At 68.7% G+C, this 16939-nt stretch carries 18 protein-coding genes; 7 read left to right on the top strand and 11 right to left on the bottom strand.

Features of this window, described 5'->3' with window-relative positions:
* Positions 1-3: 3 nt before the first annotated feature.
* Positions 4-1488: a form I ribulose bisphosphate carboxylase large subunit gene (locus tag CAP38_RS05245; protein WP_086119867.1), complete on the bottom strand. Its 1485-nt coding sequence runs from the start codon at positions 1486-1488 to the stop codon at positions 4-6.
* Positions 1489-1606: 118 nt separating this feature from the next.
* Between CAP38_RS05245 and CAP38_RS05240 the strand changes: the two genes are divergently transcribed.
* A complete protein-coding gene (locus tag CAP38_RS05240) occupies positions 1607-2536 on the top strand; it encodes a LysR family transcriptional regulator (RefSeq protein WP_086119866.1) in 930 nt (309 codons plus the stop codon).
* 11 nt (positions 2537-2547) lie between these two features.
* Here the strand turns inward: CAP38_RS05240 and CAP38_RS05235 are convergent, their stop codons facing one another.
* Positions 2548-3270 carry an HAD-IA family hydrolase gene (locus CAP38_RS05235; RefSeq protein ID WP_179188464.1) on the bottom strand — a complete coding sequence of 241 codons (723 nt, stop codon included), beginning with the start codon at positions 3268-3270 and terminating at the stop codon, positions 2548-2550.
* 151 nt (positions 3271-3421) lie between these two features.
* On the opposite strand from CAP38_RS05235, the gene CAP38_RS05230 reads away from it, so the two are divergent.
* Entirely contained in the window at positions 3422-3640 is a 219-nt protein-coding gene (locus CAP38_RS05230) for a SlyX family protein (protein ID WP_086119865.1), read from the top strand.
* A 7-nt stretch (positions 3641-3647) separates the two neighbouring features.
* Here CAP38_RS05230 and CAP38_RS05225 read toward each other — a convergent pair whose 3' ends face one another.
* Positions 3648-4907, bottom strand: a complete 1260-nt coding sequence (locus tag CAP38_RS05225) for a DUF5666 domain-containing protein (RefSeq protein ID WP_143435754.1) — start codon at positions 4905-4907, stop codon at positions 3648-3650.
* A complete protein-coding gene (locus CAP38_RS05220; RefSeq protein WP_218776558.1) occupies positions 4904-5773 on the bottom strand; it encodes a DUF6502 family protein in 870 nt (289 codons plus the stop codon). Before CAP38_RS05220 ends, CAP38_RS05225 begins: the two co-directional genes overlap by 4 nt.
* A 122-nt stretch (positions 5774-5895) precedes the next feature.
* On the opposite strand from CAP38_RS05220, the gene CAP38_RS15135 reads away from it, so the two are divergent.
* A complete protein-coding gene (locus CAP38_RS15135) occupies positions 5896-6321 on the top strand; it encodes a hypothetical protein (protein ID WP_143435753.1) in 426 nt (141 codons plus the stop codon).
* Positions 6322-6331: 10 nt separating this feature from the next.
* On the opposite strand, the gene CAP38_RS05210 is transcribed toward CAP38_RS15135, so the two are convergent.
* Complete coding sequence (locus CAP38_RS05210; protein WP_086119862.1) at positions 6332-7642, bottom strand: hemolysin family protein; 1311 nt, start codon at positions 7640-7642, stop codon at positions 6332-6334.
* 9 nt (positions 7643-7651) lie between these two features.
* Here CAP38_RS05210 and CAP38_RS05205 point away from each other — a divergent pair, with 9 nt between their 5' ends.
* Positions 7652-8488: a symmetrical bis(5'-nucleosyl)-tetraphosphatase gene (locus CAP38_RS05205; protein WP_086119861.1), complete on the top strand. Its 837-nt coding sequence runs from the start codon at positions 7652-7654 to the stop codon at positions 8486-8488.
* 4 nt (positions 8489-8492) lie between these two features.
* On the opposite strand, the gene CAP38_RS05200 is transcribed toward CAP38_RS05205, so the two are convergent.
* The 3 genes from CAP38_RS05200 to dcd all read right to left on the bottom strand — a co-directional run bounded on the left by CAP38_RS05200 (position 8493) and on the right by dcd (position 11771).
* Positions 8493-10007 carry a DEAD/DEAH box helicase gene (locus tag CAP38_RS05200; protein WP_086119860.1) on the bottom strand — a complete coding sequence of 505 codons (1515 nt, stop codon included), beginning with the start codon at positions 10005-10007 and terminating at the stop codon, positions 8493-8495.
* Positions 10008-10048: 41 nt separating this feature from the next.
* Positions 10049-11143: a fatty acid desaturase gene (locus CAP38_RS05195; protein ID WP_086119859.1), complete on the bottom strand. Its 1095-nt coding sequence runs from the start codon at positions 11141-11143 to the stop codon at positions 10049-10051.
* Between the two features lie 61 nt (positions 11144-11204).
* Entirely contained in the window at positions 11205-11771 is a 567-nt protein-coding gene (dcd, locus tag CAP38_RS05190; RefSeq protein ID WP_086119858.1) for a dCTP deaminase, read from the bottom strand.
* 94 nt (positions 11772-11865) lie between these two features.
* Here dcd and CAP38_RS05185 point away from each other — a divergent pair, with 94 nt between their 5' ends.
* From CAP38_RS05185 to CAP38_RS05175, 3 genes are read left to right on the top strand one after another with little or no spacing between them, the layout of a single operon-like run.
* On the top strand, positions 11866-12450 hold the full coding sequence (locus tag CAP38_RS05185; RefSeq protein WP_086121038.1) for a GbsR/MarR family transcriptional regulator: 585 nt from the start codon (positions 11866-11868) through the stop codon (positions 12448-12450).
* Positions 12451-12477: 27 nt separating this feature from the next.
* Positions 12478-13836, top strand: coding sequence for a cytochrome ubiquinol oxidase subunit I (locus CAP38_RS05180; RefSeq protein ID WP_086119857.1), 1359 nt, complete (start codon positions 12478-12480; stop codon positions 13834-13836).
* Positions 13837-13838: 2 nt separating this feature from the next.
* A complete protein-coding gene (locus tag CAP38_RS05175; protein ID WP_086119856.1) occupies positions 13839-14837 on the top strand; it encodes a cytochrome d ubiquinol oxidase subunit II in 999 nt (332 codons plus the stop codon).
* Positions 14838-14843: 6 nt separating this feature from the next.
* Here the strand turns inward: CAP38_RS05175 and CAP38_RS05170 are convergent, their stop codons facing one another.
* The 3 genes from CAP38_RS05170 to guaD all read right to left on the bottom strand — a co-directional run bounded on the left by CAP38_RS05170 (position 14844) and on the right by guaD (position 16913).
* A complete protein-coding gene (locus tag CAP38_RS05170) occupies positions 14844-15038 on the bottom strand; it encodes a hypothetical protein (RefSeq protein ID WP_086119855.1) in 195 nt (64 codons plus the stop codon).
* Positions 15039-15070: 32 nt separating this feature from the next.
* A complete protein-coding gene (locus CAP38_RS05165; RefSeq protein ID WP_086119854.1) occupies positions 15071-15523 on the bottom strand; it encodes a type III secretion system chaperone in 453 nt (150 codons plus the stop codon).
* A 109-nt stretch (positions 15524-15632) separates the two neighbouring features.
* Entirely contained in the window at positions 15633-16913 is a 1281-nt protein-coding gene (gene guaD, locus CAP38_RS05160; RefSeq protein ID WP_086121037.1) for a guanine deaminase, read from the bottom strand.
* Positions 16914-16939: the final 26 nt, after the last annotated feature.

Below are 16939 nucleotides of genomic sequence, written 5' to 3'. Positions count from 1 at the left end.
GGATCAGGCCACGGCGGGCGTGACGGCGTAGTCCGACGTGTCGGTGGGCGTGTAGTTGAAGCTGATGTCGCCCCAGGTGTCGAGCGCCTGTTTCAGCGGCGTGCAGAAACGCGCCGCCGCCTTCAGGATCTCGGGACCCTCGTTGAGGATGTCCTTGCCCTCGTTGCGGGCCTTGACCATGCATTCCAGCGCCACCCGGTTGGCCACGCCGCCGGCCTGGATGCCGGCCGGATGGCCGATGGTGCCGCCGCCGAACTGCAGCACCACATCGTCGCCGAACAGGTGCAGCAGCTGGTGCATCTGGCCGGCATGGATGCCACCGCTGGCCACCGGCATGACCTTCTTCAGGTCGCACCAGTCCTGGTCGAAGTGCAGGCCGCGCGGCAGGTCCTTGCGGGTGAAGCTGTCGCGGCAGACGTTGTAGTAGCCCTGCACCGTGAGCGGGTCGCCCTCGAGCTTGCCCACCGCCGTGCCGGTGTGCATGTGGTCCACGCCCGCCAGGCGCAGCCATTTGGCGATGACGCGGAAGCTCACGCCGTGGTTCTTCTGACGGGTGTAGGTGCCGTGGCCGGCGCGGTGCAGGTGCAGGATCATGTCGTTGCGTCGGCACCATTCGCTCAGGGACTGGATGCAGGGCCAGCCCACGATCAGGTCGATCATCACGATCACGCTGCCCAGGCTCCTGGCGAACTCGGCGCGCTCGTAGATGGCCTCCATGGTCCCGGCCGTCACATTCAGGTAGCTGCCCTTGACCTCGCCGGTGGCCGCACTCGCCTTGTTGACGCCGTCCATCACGTACAGGAAGCGGTCGCGCCAGTGCATGAAGGGCTGCGAGTTGATGTTCTCGTCGTCCTTCATGAAGTCCAGTCCGCCCTTGAGGCCTTCATAGATCACGCGGCCGTAGTTGCGCGCACTCAGGCCCAGCTTGGGCTTGGTGGTGGCACCCAGCAGCGGGCGGCCGAACTTGTCCAGGCGCTCGCGCTCCACGATCAGGCCGGTGGGCGGGCCCTTGAAGGTCTTCACATAGGCCACCGGGATCTGGATGTCCTCCAGCCGCGCCGCCTTCAGGGGCTTGAAGCTGAACACGTTGCCGATCAGGCTGGCCGTCATGTTGGCGATCGAGCCTTCCTCGAACAGGATGATGTCGTAAGCCACCCACGCGAAATACTCGCCCGGCCGGCCCGGCACCGGCTCCACCCGGAAGCACTTGGCGCGGTAGTTCTCGCAGGCGGTCAGGCGGTCGGTCCAGACCACGGTCCAGGTGGCGGTGCTGCTCTCGCCGGCCACGGCCGCGCCAGCCTCGACCGGGTCCACGCCGTCCTGCGGCGTGATGCGGAACAGGCACACGGTGTCGGTGGCGCTGGGCTCGTAATCGGGCACCCAGTAGCCCATCTGCCGGTACTTGAGCACGCCCGCGCTGTAGCGCTTCTTGCTGTCGGTGATCTGGGTGGCGTCGGCCCTCAGGCCCGCGTCGACGGGTGCATTCATGGTGTCTCCTGGTGAGCGCCGCCGCCGGGATCGGGTCAGCACGGGTGCCATGGTGGAACGGCACTGCTATAAAGGCCAGTCAAACTTTGTTGGCTTTCGATTCAGGAAAGGCTGAACCATGAACCTGAGCTTCAGGCAGTTGCGGGTCTTCCTGGAAGTGGCCCAGCGCGGTGGCATCACGGCGGCGGCCAACGCCCTGCACCTCACGCCGCCGGCCGTGTCGATGCAGATCAAGGAGCTGGAGAACCAGGTCGGCCTGCAGCTGTTCGACCGCCACGGCCGCACCCTGACGCTGTCGACCGCCGGCGAATACTTCGTGGTGCATGCCAAGCGCATGCTGGGCGCCCTGCGCGACGCCGAGAACGCCATGGCGCGGTTCAAGAAGCTCGAACATGGCCTGCTCACCGTGGGCATGGTGAGCACCGCCAAGTACTTCGTGCCCCGCCTGCTGGCCCTGTTCCGCGAGGAGCACCCGGGCATCGAGGTGCGGCTGACGGTGGCCAACAACCGCGAGGCGCTGATGGCGCAGATGGAGGCCGGCGAGGTCGACCTCTCGATCATGGGCCGACCGCCGCCGGAGCTCTCCACCCGCAGCGAGGCGTTCGCCGCCCACCCGCTGGTGTTCGTGGCGCCCCCGGGCCATCCGCTCATGCGCATCGGCCATCCACCGCTCAAGGCGCTGGCGGGTTACCCCTTCATCGTGCGGGAACAGGGTTCGGGCACGCGCAGCGCGATGGAGAGCTTTTTCGCCGAACAGCGCTTCGAGCCGCAGATCACCATGGAGATGAGCAGCAACGAAGCCCTCAAGCAGGCGGTCATGGCGGACATGGGCATCAGCTTCCTGTCGCTGCACACCGTGGGCCTGGAGCTGCGGCTGGGCCTGCTGCAGCGGGTGGACGTGGAAGGCACGCCGGTCATGCGCACCTGGCATGTGGTGCACCTGCAGAGCAAGGTGCTGTCACCGGCTGCGGAAGCCTTCCGCTACTTCGTGATCGAGCGCGGCGAAGCCCTGCTGGTGGAACACGACACGCCGCTGCTCAAGGCCTGAGCCTTGCGGGCTCAGGCCGGCACCGCCACCCCGGCATGCCAGGCGCGCAGGTCGGCCACGCCCACGCCGTCGAGGTCGGGCAACACCCGCAAGGCGCCGTCGAACACATGGTGGCCGCTGAAGGCGGTCGGGGTGATGACCGTCTGGAGCCCGGCAGCCCGCGCGGCCAGCAGGCCGTTGCGCGAATCCTCGAAGGCCAGGCAACGGCCGGCGGGCACATCGAGGTCCCGCAATACCTGCAGGTAGACCTGCGGGTTCGGTTTCTTCACCGGGGCCGACGATGCATCGCCCACCGCCGCGAAGTGGGTGCGCCAGTCCGGCCCCATGGCGGCGCGCAGCAGGGCCGCAATGTTGACCGGCGAGGTGGTGGTGGCAATGGCCAGCTGCAGACCGGCGTGCAGCGCTTCCTCGATGAGGTGGAGCACGCCGGGGCGCAGGCTCACCCGACCGTCGAGCACGGCGCTCTCGTAGTAGGCGGTCTTGATCTCGTGCAGCCGCTCGATGCGGCTGCGCACCGCGCCGTGGTCCAGCTCCCGCAGCTCGGGGTAGCGCTCTTTCCAGAAATGGAGCATGCGCTCCTTGCCGCCCGAGATCTCCAGCAGGTCGCGGTAGCGGGCCTCGTCCCAGTGCCAGTCCATGCCTTCCTCGGTGAAGGCGTGGTTGAACGCCTCCAGGTGCACACGTTCGGTGTCGGCCAGGGTGCCGTCGACGTCGAAGATCAGGGCTTGCAGCATGGTGGGGCCTTTCGGTGGCCGGGGTGCCGGCAGGTGGGAGGGGGGCAACCGGTCCAATGTAGGGGTGCATCGCCGCCAGGGGAATTCAGGAAATCTTCAGACCCCCTTCAGCGATGACTGAAGACACCCCGGTGGGTGTCCAATACGGGGCATGAGCACGCCACACCCCCTCGAACAGCGACTGATCGATCTGGAAATCCGGTTCAGCTTCGCCGATGACCTGCTGGACACCCTCAATGCCCAGGTGGCCCGGCAGCAGGACCTGATCGACCGCCTGCGGGCCGAAGTCGCCGAGCTGCGCCGCCGCCGGGAAGACGAGCCGGGCGGGGAGCCGCGCAGCCTGCGCGACGAGCTGCCGCCGCACTACTGACCGCGGCTCACTTGCCGCCGCGCCCCCGGCCCTTGCCCCCGCCGGACGAGCCCGACGACCCGGACGATCCCGAACTGCCGCTCTCCCCGCCCGAGCTGCCCGAGCTGCCGCCGTCATCGCCACCGCCATCGCTGCCGCGGCCACGCCGGCCACCGCCGTCGTCGCCCCGCTCGCCGCTGCTGCGCGCACCGCGGCCGCCCTCGCGGCCCAGGTAGAGCTCGTCCACCCGCCAGCGGCCATCCTCGCCGCGCCGGACCTTCACCTGCACCGGTCGACCGGTCTGCAGCGCGTCCAGCGAACCACCGAACACCCGGGTCGTGGTCTGCAGCTCCACCTGCTCGTAGCCGAGCTGCACCACCTGCCCCTGGCGGGACTGCACATAGCCCTGCAGCACGGCCTGGTTCGTGGCCTCCCCGATGGCACGGCGGATCGGCTGCACATCGACGCGGCTGGCGGTGAGCTGTTGTCCGTCCCAGAGCCCGACCACCAGCACCTCGTCCCCCGGCCGGGCCTGCGCCAGCCCGGGGGGCACCTCCACCCGGGTGCCGGCCACTTGCAACTGCCCCTGGGCATCGCGTGCCACGCGCCCCAGCAACCGGGCGCGCGGCTCGATGCCCGCCCCACGGACCAGCGCGGACGCCCGGATCTCGTCGGCCGCACCCCGATGCCCGCTGATGCGCACCCAGTCGCCGCGCTGCAGCCCGGCAGCGTCGGACGGATTGAGCAGCACCACCCGCTGCCCCAGCGCGGTGAGCTCCCGCCGCGCAACGTCCACCGTCTCGACCGGCGCGACCAGGGTGTCGATCACCTCGATGCGCCAGGCGGTCACTTCGCGGCCGACACCGGTGGCGGCAATCGCCACCAGCTGACCCACCGCCAGCTCGCGCGGCCCCACCGACACGCCGTCCCGGCGCAGCTGGGTATCGGGCTGCAGCTCCACCTCCACCCCGTTGACACAGACGCTGGCGAAACCGGTCACCACGCCCACGATGCCGGTGCCGCCCAGCCCCGGCGGTCCGGCGTCTGCCGTGCGCCCGGTGCCACCGATGCCGTCCCCGCCACCGGGCGGTACCGCCGCCACCGCGCCGGTACCGCCCATGCCGCCGGGTGATGCCAGGGCCGGGTTGGTCTGCGACGGGGCCAAGCAGGCCGGAGCGGGACGCGGGGCGGCAGGGTCGGTGCCTGGTCGCAGCCACGGTGCATCCAGGGCGGCGCAGCCGGACAGGGCCACCATGGACAGGAGAAGGACAAGTCGTTGGCCGGTCATCGTGGCGCTCCGTCGGCCGTGGCATCGACCGTCTCGCTGAAGAAATAGACCCCCAGGGTGAATCGCTCCTGCGCGGGCGGTTGATCGGGGTCGTCGGGACGGTGCGCCGCCTGCAGCCGCTGCACCTCGTCGTTGAGCACCAGCAACGCCTGCATGCCCTGGGCTCGGGCCAGGTCGCGCAGCACCGCCACATCGGCAGCGGTAAGGCCGTCGGCATGCACGCAGCGGTCGAAATGTGGCTCGCCCCCCAGCAGGTTGTGGGTGGCGGCGGCCGCGTGGTCGTGGAGCTGGTGAATGAAGTAGTGCAGCTTTTCGTGCTCGTCGGCCGACGGCACCAGGGCCTGCGGCTGCAGGCAGACCCGGTCCTGGTCGTCCAGCACCACCAGCCCACGGTCCAGCCACTCGTCCAGCAGCACACGGGGGCGGATGTCGGTGCTGATGCCGGCCACCAGGGCCTCGAACGAGCGCTCGCCGCCATCGCTGGCCAGCCGGGGCAGCGGCAGCGGCTGGCCGCGCCGGTTGCGCCAGGCCGCATCACCCACCCAGCGGGCGAACACCTGCGCCGTGAGCGGAACCGGTGCCGGCAGCGTGCGCGACGGGTCCAGCGCGCGCAGGCGGCTGACGTCCTTGCGGTGCACGCCGCTGAGCAATGACACGCGGCTGTCGGTGGGGGGCTTGCCATCGATGCGGAAGTCGGCGTCGGCCACCTCCACGAACAGGCCCTTGAGCAGATCGGCCAGATACGGGTAGGTGATGCCACGCGCCACCATCAACCGCACCAGCGGGCGCAGCAGACGGCGCAGCCCGGCCGTCAGTGCCTGGGGCGGCTGCGGGGTCGCTGGGTCGGGGCGGGGGCTGGCTGACATCTGGACACGATGGTAACGCCAAGCGTGGGAAAAAAACCCACAAAAACGTTGACGTGGGAATATTTCCCACAGATACTGGGTTCGTGGGAAATATTCCCACACATCAACACAAGGAGCCTTCCATGAAGACGTCGCGCCGCCCCCTGCTGGGAACCCTCATCACCGTACTCGTCCTGTCCCTCGGGTCGGGCATTGCACTGGCCAAGAACGGCGGCTCCGGCGGGGGGTCCGGTGGCGGTTCGGGCGGCTCGGGTGGGTCTGGCAGCAGCTCGGGCGGCGGCAAGGGCGGCAGTGCCTCCTCGTCCTCGTCTGGCGGCCATGGACATGGCCACGGGCATGGTCGGGGTGGTGATGGCGCGGGCGACGGCGGCGAAGGCGGTCATGGCCAGGGCCGCGGCCGAGGCCGGGGAGGTGACGATGGCGGCACGGCCGATGGTGGCGGCCGCAATCGCGGCGCCGACGATGGCGGACGCACCCGCGGCGCCGACGACAGTGCCGGTGCCTCCCGCCGCGCACGGGGTTCGGACGACGGCCCGAACCACCGCTGATCACGGCAGGTCAGCCGTCGCTGTCGTCGCCCGCATCGGCGGCGGGCAGCGGCGTGATCAGGACCCGCTCGATGCGGCGGCCGACCAGTTCGGTCACCTCGAAGCGCCAGCCCGCGCAGTCGACGGCTTCGCCCTGCGCCAGCAAGGCGCCGGCCACCGTCTGCATCAGGCCGGCGACCGTGTTGTAGCGGCCCCGGTCCTCGTCGGGCAGTTCGTCGATGTCCAGCCGGGCCTTGAGCTCGGCCACCGGCATGGCGCCATCGACCAGCCAGGCCCCGTCCTCGCGCCGGGTGGCCCAGGCGTCCACCGGGGTCTCCGGCTTGAGCTCGCCGGTGATGGCCTCCAGCATGTCCAGCGGCGTGAGCAGCCCCTGCACCACGCCGTATTCGTCCACCACGAACACCATGCGGGTGGCACGTGAGCGGAACTGCTCCAGCAGCTCCATGCCGCTCAGGGTCTCGGGCACGAACACCGCCGGCTGCAGATGTCCGGCGATGGCGTCCTGCACGCCTTCGGCCTGCAGGGCCAGCAGGCGCGGCAGGTGGACCACGCCCACCACGTCATCCAGCCCGCCCCGGCACACCGGGTACCACGAGTGGCCGGTGGCCCAGGCCTTCTGCACCGCCTCGTCGATGGTGTCCTGGGCGTCCAGCCATTCGATGTCGGAGGCCGGGATCATGATGGAGGTGAGCTGGCGGTCGTCCAGCTGGAACACGTTGCGCACCATCTGGTGCTCGTGCTGCTCGATGATGCCGGCATCCACGCCCTCTTCCAGGCTGGCGTTGATCTCCTCCTCGGTCACATGCTGGACCGCATTGGTGTCGATGCGCAGCAGCTTGAGCGTCCATTGCGTGGTGTGGGTGAGCAGCCAGACGAAGGGCTTGGCACCCTTGGCCACCCAGGCCATGGGCCGCGACACGAAGCGCGACACCGCCTCCGGATACAGCTGGCCGATGCGTTTGGGCACCAGTTCGCCGAACACGATGGTGATGAAGGTGATGACCACCACCACCACGGCCGTGGCCACGATGGAGGCCGTGCCCTCGGTCATGCCCATGCCCTGCAGCCACAGCCCCAGGTCGTCGCTGAACGCCGCCTCGCCCACGATGCCGTTGAGCATGCCGATGGACGTGATGCCCACCTGCACCGAAGACAGGAACTGCGTGGGGTTGTCCATCAGATCGAGCGCCGTCTGCGCGCCCTTGTCGCCGGCCTCGGCCATGGCCGCCAGGCGCGCCTTGCGGCTGGACGCCAGCGCCAGCTCCGACATGGCGAAGGCACCGTTGAGCACGGTCAGGAAGGCAATGAGCAGGAAATCCATAATCGGACGATGGCTGTTTACTTGATCGGTGATGTGCAGGGCTGCGACGACGCGCTGGGCCGCCTGCTGGACGAGGTGGGCTTCTCGGCGAGCCGTGACACCGCGTATGTGCTGGGGGATCTGGTCAACCGGGGGCCAGCTTCACTGGCCACGGTGCGACGCCTCATGACCCTGGGGAGTTCCGCCCACTGCCTGCTGGGCAACCACGACCTGCACCTGCTGGCGGTGTCGCAGGGCATCCGGCCGCCGCACCGCAGCGACACGCTGGACGACATCCTGCAGGCGCCCGACCGCCCTGCCCTGCTGGACTGGCTGCGCCAGAGGCCACTGGCCCTGCAGGCCCATGGCTGGCTGATGGTGCATGCCGGCGTGCTGCCCCAGTGGGACGCTGCACAGACGCTGGCGCTGGCCGACGAGCTGGCGCAGGTGCTGCGCAGCGCCGACTGGGCCGACTTCCTGCGCGGGATGTACGGCAACACACCCGACCGCTGGAGCAACGGCCTGCAAGGCAGCGACCGGCTGCGGGTGATCGTCAATGCGCTCACCCGGCTGCGCTTCTGCACCGCCGACGGCGTGATGGAGTTCAAGACCAAGGACAGCGCCGGTGCGGCACCGGAAGGCTTCATGCCCTGGTTCGACGTGCCGGGCCGGCGCAGCGCGGACGAACGCATCGCGTTCGGCCACTGGTCCACGCTGGGCACGGTGGACCGGCCGGGCCTGCTGGCCCTGGACACCGGCTGTGTCTGGGGAGGATGTCTGACGGCGGCCCGCCTGGGCGACGGAGGCTCTTCGGTGGAACGCATGGCGGTTCGCTGCGAACAGGCGGCGAAGCCCGGCAAGGGCTGAGGGATCAGCTGCCCTGCCCGTCGGGGGCGGCTGCGTCCGCACCCGATGCGACCGGCTCCGGCTCGGTTGCAGGCGGGGGGCTGCGGAACAGCGCCGGCACCTTGCGGCGGGTCTTGATGTTGGGCGACAGGCGCGCGGGCTGCTTCTGCGCCGATTCCCAGGGCGCGGGCGCAGCAGCGGCACCGCTGGGCTCATACGGCTTGTCGAACAGCGGATCGGCCGGCGCACGGGGTGCACGGGCCGGGCGCACCGGCGCAGACCGGGCCTCGCGCGGGGCACGGTCCTCGCGCTCCCCACGTTCGCTGCGCTCACCGCGTTCGCCATCGCGCTGCCAGGCCCGCTGGCCGTCGTTGAAGCGGCCGGCCGGACGGCGGTCGGCTTCCAGCTCCAGGGCTTCGAGCTCGAACTTGCGGCCCAGCAGCTTCTCGATGTCGGCCATCTGGCGGGCATCGCGCCCGCTCACGAAGGACACCGCCAGCCCGGACGCGCCCGCACGACCGGTGCGGCCGATGCGGTGCACATAGTCCTCGGCGTTGAACGGGATGTCGATGTTGAACACCGCCGGCACATCCTTGATGTCCAGACCCCGGGCGGCCACGTCGGTGCAGATCAGCAGATCGACCGCACCCGACTTGAAGGCCTCCAGGGCCTTGAGGCGTTCGTCCTGGCTCTTGTCGCCGTGCAGGGCGGTGGTGTTGAGGCCGTCGCGCTCCAGCGCGCGGGCCAGCCGGGCGCAGCCCAGCTTGCTGTTGACGAACACGAAGGCCTGCTTGATGCCCCGCTCGCGCACGATCTGGCGCAGCACGGCACGCTTGTCGTCTTCCTCGACCCGGTAGAAATGCTGCTCCACCGTGGACGCGGTGGCGTTGGAACGGGCCACCTCCACGGTGATCGGGTCCTGCAGGTAACTGTTGGCCAGGCGCTTGATCTCGGGCGAGAAGGTGGCCGAGAACAGCAGCGTGGTGCGCTGCTTGGGCAGGTACGACAGGATGCGCTGCAGGTCGGGCAGGAAGCCGATGTCGAGCATGCGGTCGGCCTCGTCCAGCACCACGTACTCGACCTGGTTGAGCACCGCGTTCTTGGCCTCGATGTGGTCCAGCAGGCGGCCCGGCGTGGCCACCAGCACCTCAACGCCCTTCTTCAGCTCGGCGGTCTGCGGTTTCATGTCCATGCCGCCGAACACCACCGTGCTGCGCAGCTGGGTGTACTTGGCGTACAGCCTGATCTGTTCGGCCACCTGGTCGGCCAGCTCGCGGGTGGGCAGCAGCACCAGGGCCCGCACCGGATGCCGGGCCGGCGAGGTGGACGCGTTCTCGTGCTTGAGCAGGCGTTGCAGCAGCGGCAGCGAGAAGGCAGCGGTCTTGCCGGTGCCGGTCTGGGCCGCTCCCATCACGTCACGGCCGGTCAGCACGTGCGGAATGGCCTGCGCCTGGATGGGCGTCATGCTCTCGTAGCCCATTTCGGCCACGGCGCGCGCCAGGGACGGCGACAGGTTGAGTTCGGAAAAGGATTGGGTCATTGCGGTCGAAGTTAGCCCCGTATTGTCGCACCGCAGGGTTTTCAGACCGAAATCGGGGCAGAACCGGTGCGTTGACCGTTGAAATCCGTCCAGCAAGCCTGTTCGAAGTCGTAGAGCTTGCAGCGTCGGGCGGTCTCGAAATACCAGCGCCACGAAAAGCGCTGCACCACGATCCGGCCGGGCAGGGTCTGCTCGAGCAGCTGCTGCGCGCCCGGCAGCCGGTAGAGCGGGATGCTCATGTCCACATGGTGCGCCGTGTGCTCCATGATGTGGTGCATGAGGGCACCGATGCGCCAGGGGAACACCAGGTGCACCGTGGTCGACACGAAAGGCGCGGCGCTGGCCCAGGCGGTCTTGTCGTCGTGCCATTGCACGGCGGTGTGGGTGTGGTGCACATACACCACGAAACCGATCATGGCGTTCCAGAACAGGAAGGGCACCACGAAACCATAGCCCAGCATGGGCAGGACGGGACGGTCCAGCGCCAGGGCGGCCCCCGCCAGACCACCCACCCATGTCACCCCGGCGGCCAGGGCCAGCAGGCTGTCGAGCCAGAACTCCCGCCGACGCGTGGCCATCCGCGCACGGCTGGGGAAGAACATGCGCAGCCACCACATCTCGATCAGGTAATACAGCGCCGGCCCCCAGCCGCTGCGGTAGAGGCGCTCGAGCCACCGACGCGCAGGACTCAGGGCCAGGAACTCGGCCCGTGTGAGCGGTGCCCACACGAAATCGACCCCCTTGAGATTGGTGTAGCCATGATGGACCAAGTTGTGGCCCACCTCCCACAGGCTGTAGGGGGTGAGCGAGGGCAGGAAAGCCAGCCGGCCGAGCCAGCGGTTCAGGCGCCGATGCGGTGTGAAGCTCTGGTGGCAGGCGTCGTGCCCGATGATGAACAGCCGCCCGATCATGAAGCCCAGGGCCAGACCGCACAGCAGGCGGGCCCACGCCGCCTCCAGCCACACCGTGCCTGTCAGGAAGGCGGCATACAGCAGCAGATCGGTGGCCAGCAGGCCCAGGGCCAGGAGCGTGCGGCGATCGGCCCAGGGGGTGAGCCAACCCCGGATCACCTTGCGGTGCGGCAGCGGCTGGTCGAGGGGGACGGTGGGCGGCAGGAGCGGGGGCAGCATCGACATGGGCCGGCATGCTAGGCCCGGGCCGCCCCGGGCGGCTTGACGCAGGTCAAGCCCCGGCGACTCAGGCCTTGGGCAGCGTCACACCCACCTGGCCCTGGTACTTGCCGCCCCGGTCCTTGTAGGACACGTCGCAGACCTCGTCGCTCTCGAAGAACAGCACCTGGGCGCAGCCTTCGCCCGCGTAGATCTTGGCCGGCAGGGGCGTGGTGTTGGAGAACTCCAGCGTCACGTAGCCTTCCCACTCGGGCTCGAACGGGGTGACGTTGACGATGATGCCGCAGCGCGCATAGGTGCTCTTGCCCAGGCAGATGGTCAGCACGTTGCGCGGGATGCGGAAGTACTCCACCGTGCGGGCCAGCGCAAAGCTGTTGGGCGGGATGATGCAGACGTCGCTGTGGATGTCCACGAAGCTCTTCTCGTCGAAGTTCTTGGGGTCCACCACCGTGCTGTGGATGTTGGTGAACACCTTGAATTCGGGCGCGCAGCGGATGTCGTAGCCATAGCTGCTGGTCCCGTAGCTGATCACCTTGCGACCGTCCACCTGCCGCACCTGGTTGGGCTCGAAGGGCTCGATGAGGCCGTGTTGCTCGGCCATGCGGCGGATCCAGAGGTCGCTTTTGATGCTCATGGGCGGCGATTGTAGGGGGGCGTCGGAGCACCCAAAACCTTCTGAATTTTCAGTTTTTCCTGAAAATTCAGCCATGACCGGTATCATCCTTGCCATGCCGCTACAAGACCAGCTTCCGCCCCTGAACCGCGAGTTCGTGGCCCATTTCGGCGAGATGGGCAGCAAATGGGGCATCAACCGCACCGTGGGGCAGATCTATGCCCTGCTCTACATCTCGCCCCAGGCCCTGTGCGCCGACGAGATCGCCGAGACCCTGGGGTTCTCGCGTTCCAACGTCAGCATGGGCCTGAAGGAGCTGCAGGCCTGGCGCCTGGTGCGCCTGCGCCACCAGCCGGGCGACCGGCGTGAGTTTTTCGAGGCGCCGGCCGATGTCTGGGAAATCTTCCGCGTGCTGGCCGAGGAGCGCCGCCGCCGCGAGATCGAGCCCACCCTGTCCATGCTGCGCACCGCCCTGCTGGAAACCCCCAAGACCGAGGCCGAGCAGCATGCCCAGAACCGCATGCGTGAAATGCACGACCTGATCGACCGCCTCATGACCTGGTTCGACGATGTGCAGAAGCTGGCCCCCGAGACCGCCCTGCAGCTCATGGGCATGGGCGCCACGGTGACGCGCGTGCTCGAACTCAAGGACCGCCTGACCGGTCGATCGTCGCGCCAGAACCCGCCCGCCGCCGCCTGAACGTTTCACTGCCCCCGGAGCCCCGCCATGGACGCCCTCATCCTGTCGCGCATGCAGTTCGCGGCCAACATCAGTTTCCACATCCTGTTCCCGACCATCACCATCGCGCTGTGCTGGTTCCTGCTGTTCTTCCGCCTGCGCTTCGTGCAGACGCGCGACCCGGCCTGGGAAGAGGCCTATTACTTCTGGACCAAGGTGTTCGCACTCACCTTCGCCCTGGGTGTGGTCTCGGGCATCGTCATGAGCTTCCAGTTCGGCACCAACTGGCCGGGCTTCATGGAGAAGACCGGCAACATCGCCGGCCCCCTGCTGGGCTACGAGGTGCTGACCGCGTTCTTCCTGGAGGCCAGCTTCCTGGGCATCATGCTGTTCGGGCGTGGCCGGGTGAGCGAACGGGTGCACCTGATCGCCACCTTCCTGGTGGCCTTCGGCACCACCATGTCGGCGTTCTGGATCCTGAGCCTCAACTCGTGGATGCAGACACCCGCCGGCTACGAGATCGTCAACGGCGAGTTCCTGCCCACCGACTGGCTGGCCGTGATCTTCAACCCGTCGTTCCCGTACCGCTTCACCCACAAGCTGCTGGCCTCCACGCTGACCGCCTCGTTCCTGATCGCCGGCCTGTGTGCCTGGCAGCTGCTCAAGGGCAGCGCCACGCGGGGCACGCACAAGGCCATGCGCGCGGCCATCACCGTGGCCGTGGTGGCCATGCCGCTGCAGTTCCTGGCCGGTGACATGCACGGCCTCAACACGCTGGAACACCAGCCGGCCAAGGTGGCCGCCATGGAAGGCATCTGGGAGACCGAACGCGGCGCCCCGCTGACCCTGTTCGGCATCCCCGACAGCGAGGAAGGCACCACCCACTACGCCATCAAGATCCCCAAGCTGGCCAGCCTGATCCTGACCCACGACCTCAATGGCGAGATCAAGGGCATCAACGAGTTCGGTGATTCCGCACCGCCGGTGGGCCCGGTGTTCTGGGGCTTCCGCGTGATGGTGGGCGTGGGCACGCTCATGATGCTGGTGGCTGCGGCGGCCGCCTGGCAGCTCTGGAAGGGCCGCCGTGAAGCGCAGGTGAAGCTGCCCCGCCCGGTGCTCTGGAGCCTGGCCGGCATGACCTTCTCGGGCTGGGTGGCCACGCTGGCCGGCTGGTATGTGACCGAGATCGGACGCCAGCCCTATGTCGTCTACGGCGCCCTGCGCACCAGCGAGGTGGCCACCAGCGTGCCGCCGCCGATGATCGCGCTCACCCTGACGGCCTACATCGTGGTCTATGGCCTGCTGCTGGTGACCTACATCGGCGTGCTCAAGTACATGGCCGAGAACCCGGTGAAGCACGCACCGGTGCCGGTGACCGGCGCCGACCTCGGCAAGGCGGGGGTGTGACCATGGCCTGGCCCGAACTGCTGCCGCTGATCTTCCTGGCCGTGATGGGGCTGGCCCTGCTGGCCTATGTGGTGCTCGACGGCTACGACCTGGGGGTGGGCCTGCTGCTGCCCCTGGCCGACGACGCCCAGAAGGACACCATGATCTCGAGCATCGGCCCGTTCTGGGATGCCAACGAGACCTGGCTGGTGCTGGGTGTGGGCGTGCTGCTGGTGGCCTTTCCGCATGCCCACGGCCTGGTGCTGCAGGCCCTCTACCTGCCGGTGGCCATCATGCTGATCGGCCTGATCCTGCGCGGTGTGGCCTTCGACTTCCGGGTGAAGGCCCCCCTGCAGTACAAGGCGTTCTGGAACAAGGCCTTCTTCGCCGGCTCGCTGCTCGCCAGCGCGTCGCAAGGCTGGATGCTGGGCAGCTACATCACCGGCTTCGATCCCGGCCCGCTGGGCCTGGCCTTCAGCCTGGGCATCGCCATCACGCTGCCGGCGGCCTATACCCTGCTGGGCGCCGGCTGGCTGATCATGAAGACGGAAGGCGAGCTGCAGGTGCGCTCGGTGTTCTGGGCACGGCGGGTGCTGTGGCCCATGGGCGCAGCGCTGGTGGGCATCTCGGCGGCCACGCCGCTGGTGAACCCGGCGGTGGTGACCAAGTGGTTCAGCTTCCCGATGGTGTTTGCGCTCCTGCCGGTGCCGCTGATGTGCGCCGTGGCCTTCTTTGCCGTGCGCTGGGTGGTGACCCGCCCGGAGGTGGTGAAGGCCGGTTACGGCTGGGTGGTGTTTGCCGCCACGGTGCTGATCTTCGTGCTGGCCTTCTTCGGCCTGTCCTACAGCATTTATCCGGACATCGTCATCGGCCGCATGACGGTGTGGCAGGCCGCCATCGGCACGGCTTCGCTCAACGTGATCTTCGTGGGGGTGGCCATCACCCTGCCGGTGATCATTCTGTACACCGCCTTCATGTACAAGGTGTTCTGGGGCAAGGCCAAGGCACTGAGCTACCAGTGACCCCGATCAGGGAAATCGGGCCTGGCGGACCAGGGACGCGCTGGCCCGCATCTGCTGGCGGTGCTCGGCCATGGCAGACCGAAGGTGGGCAGCGACGCCGGGCTTGCGCTCGAACAGCACGCGTTCGGCAGGCGCCAGTCCGCGGGTGCCATCCGGCGGTGCGAAGGCTCTGAGGTCGAGGTGCGACAACGAAATGCGCATGCGGAGCTCCTGGGATGAACGACAAGGGCGGGTCAGGCGCGCGCAAAGTGGGCATCGAGCACCACCTCTTCCACACCAAGTTCGCGCGTCTGCAAAAAGTACCACCATGCATGGGCGGCACCCTGAATGTCGAGGACCGTCCGGCGCAGGGCCTGCAGATCCAGTTCTGCCACGCGTTGCTGGCCCCTGAGCACGATCTGCGAGCCGCTGAGCACGATGCCGCACACCACATCGTCCTGGGTGGCGAGCCAGGCATTGACCCGCAGCACGGTCTCGTACATGAGGAGCCGCTGGTCGGGGGGCACCTCGCCCAGGGTCATGCTGAACACCAGCCGCTCGGGGTCGGGCAGGGCATCGACCAGCAGGATGTCTCCGCCCTCGAACCCCACGGCCCAGGACGGCGGACAGTCGTCGGTGGGCTCGTGGTAGGTGATGGCTTCGACAGAAGGAAGCTCGTGGGCCAGGGCAGACCACAGGGCATCCATGCGTTACGTGACTTGAAGCGACACCGGCAGCTCCCCCGCTGAGACGAGATGCTGGTGTGTGACGCGGCCCGGATCCTGGTTCCGGGCGCTCGTCGACGGGAATGCGCCGTCAGTGCGCTGCGGGAACGACCCGCTCCACCGCCCGTTCGTCTGCCAACACGATGAGCGCAAACAGCAGCTCCTCTAGGCTGCCGGCCTGCGCTGCCCGGCGGGCCAGCAACGGCGTGGCCTGCGGGTTCAGCACCACGAAGTCGGCCTCACACCCGGGCATCAGATTGCCCACGATACCCTGCAGGCCCAGGGCCTGCGCGGCCCCCGCCGTGTGCAGCCACCACAGGTGCGAGGGCGCCAGGCTCTCGCCGGGTTTGGTCTGGCCCTCGCGCGCCACGGTGTAGGCCGCCAGCATGGTGTGGAACGGCGAGAAGCTGGTGCCGCCCCCCACATCGCTGGCCAGGCCGTGCCGCATGCCGGCGGCGCGGGCGGCCGCAAAGTCGAAGAAACCGCTGCCCAGGAACAGGTTGCTGGTGGGGCTGGCCGCCGCAGCCGTGCCGGTGGCGGCCATCAGCGCGCGATCGACCGCATCGAGGTGGATGCAGTGCGCATACACCGCCCGCTCGCGCAGCAGGCCGAAGCCGCCATACACCTCCAGGTAGCTGCGGGCCCGGGGATAGAGCTCGGCCACCCAGCGCACCTCGTCGCGGTTCTCGGCCACATGGGACTGCACCCACACGTCCGGATGGCGCGCGGCCAGCTCGCCCGCACCTTGCAGCTGGGCGTCGGTGCTGGTGGGCGCGAAGCGGGGCGTGATGGCGTAGCCCAGGCGATCCACACCGTGCCAGCGGCGGATCAGGGCTTCGGTGTCGATCAGGCTCTGTTCGGTGGCATCGCGCACGCCGTCGGGGCTGTGCCGGTCCTGCAGCACCTTGCCGGTGATGAAGCGCAGGCCGCGCCGCCGTGCCTCGGCCATGGCGGCGTCCACCGAGGCCACATGGGAGGTGGCGAAGGTCAGCGCGGTGGTGACACCGTGGCGCTGCAGCTCGTCGAAGAAGAAGGTGGCGACCTCGGCCGCATGGGCCGGATCGGCAAACCGGGCCTCGTGCGGAAAGGTGTAACGCTCCAGCCAGGGCAGCAGGCCGTCGGCCGGCGAGCCGATGACGTCGGTCTGCGGGTAGTGCAGGTGCAGGTCGATGAAGCCCGGTGCGATCAGGCGGCCGGGCCAGTGCGTGACCGGCACATCGGGATGGCGGCGCGACACGTCCGCATGGCCGCCGGCATCGATCACCACATTCCAGCCTTGCGGCCCCGGGCCGACCACCAGCAGGCCGTCGGTATCGAACAGCGGCTGGCCGTGGTCGTCGAAGCGCAGCAGGGAGGCGCGGTACGCGTGCATGGTCGGATGATGCATTCAGGGGAGCC

Origin of the sequence: Hydrogenophaga sp. IBVHS2 (assembly GCF_002127215.1) — a bacterium.
Taxonomy (GTDB): domain Bacteria; phylum Pseudomonadota; class Gammaproteobacteria; order Burkholderiales; family Burkholderiaceae_C; genus Hydrogenophaga.
Note: the sequence above shows the minus strand (reverse complement) of the source record. Positions and strands in the feature narration are given on the sequence as shown.

Bases quoted from the DNA above. Each gene is read 5' to 3' on its own strand.
- CAP38_RS05240 (WP_086119866.1), top strand. From the start codon at position 1,607: ATGAACCTGAGCTTCAGGCAGTTGCGGGTCTTCCTGGAAGTGGCCCAG.
- CAP38_RS05165 (WP_086119854.1), bottom strand. From the start codon at position 15,523: ATGGATGCCCTGTGGTCTGCCCTGGCCCACGAGCTTCCTTCTGTCGAA.
- dcd (WP_086119858.1), bottom strand. From the start codon at position 11,771: ATGAGCATCAAAAGCGACCTCTGGATCCGCCGCATGGCCGAGCAACAC.
- CAP38_RS15135 (WP_143435753.1), top strand. From the start codon at position 5,896: ATGAAGACGTCGCGCCGCCCCCTGCTGGGAACCCTCATCACCGTACTC.
- CAP38_RS05185 (WP_086121038.1), top strand. From the start codon at position 11,866: ATGCCGCTACAAGACCAGCTTCCGCCCCTGAACCGCGAGTTCGTGGCC.
- guaD (WP_086121037.1), bottom strand. From the start codon at position 16,913: ATGCACGCGTACCGCGCCTCCCTGCTGCGCTTCGACGACCACGGCCAG.
- CAP38_RS05180 (WP_086119857.1), top strand. From the start codon at position 12,478: ATGGACGCCCTCATCCTGTCGCGCATGCAGTTCGCGGCCAACATCAGT.
- CAP38_RS05225 (WP_143435754.1), bottom strand. From the start codon at position 4,907: ATGACCGGCCAACGACTTGTCCTTCTCCTGTCCATGGTGGCCCTGTCC.
- CAP38_RS05245 (WP_086119867.1), bottom strand. From the start codon at position 1,488: ATGAATGCACCCGTCGACGCGGGCCTGAGGGCCGACGCCACCCAGATC.
- CAP38_RS05195 (WP_086119859.1), bottom strand. From the start codon at position 11,143: ATGTCGATGCTGCCCCCGCTCCTGCCGCCCACCGTCCCCCTCGACCAG.
- CAP38_RS05220 (WP_218776558.1), bottom strand. From the start codon at position 5,773: ATGTCAGCCAGCCCCCGCCCCGACCCAGCGACCCCGCAGCCGCCCCAG.
- CAP38_RS05170 (WP_086119855.1), bottom strand. From the start codon at position 15,038: ATGCGCATTTCGTTGTCGCACCTCGACCTCAGAGCCTTCGCACCGCCG.
- CAP38_RS05230 (WP_086119865.1), top strand. From the start codon at position 3,422: ATGAGCACGCCACACCCCCTCGAACAGCGACTGATCGATCTGGAAATC.
- CAP38_RS05210 (WP_086119862.1), bottom strand. From the start codon at position 7,642: ATGGATTTCCTGCTCATTGCCTTCCTGACCGTGCTCAACGGTGCCTTC.
- CAP38_RS05235 (WP_179188464.1), bottom strand. From the start codon at position 3,270: ATGCTGCAAGCCCTGATCTTCGACGTCGACGGCACCCTGGCCGACACC.
- CAP38_RS05200 (WP_086119860.1), bottom strand. From the start codon at position 10,007: ATGACCCAATCCTTTTCCGAACTCAACCTGTCGCCGTCCCTGGCGCGC.
- CAP38_RS05205 (WP_086119861.1), top strand. From the start codon at position 7,652: ATGGCTGTTTACTTGATCGGTGATGTGCAGGGCTGCGACGACGCGCTG.
- CAP38_RS05175 (WP_086119856.1), top strand. From the start codon at position 13,839: ATGGCCTGGCCCGAACTGCTGCCGCTGATCTTCCTGGCCGTGATGGGG.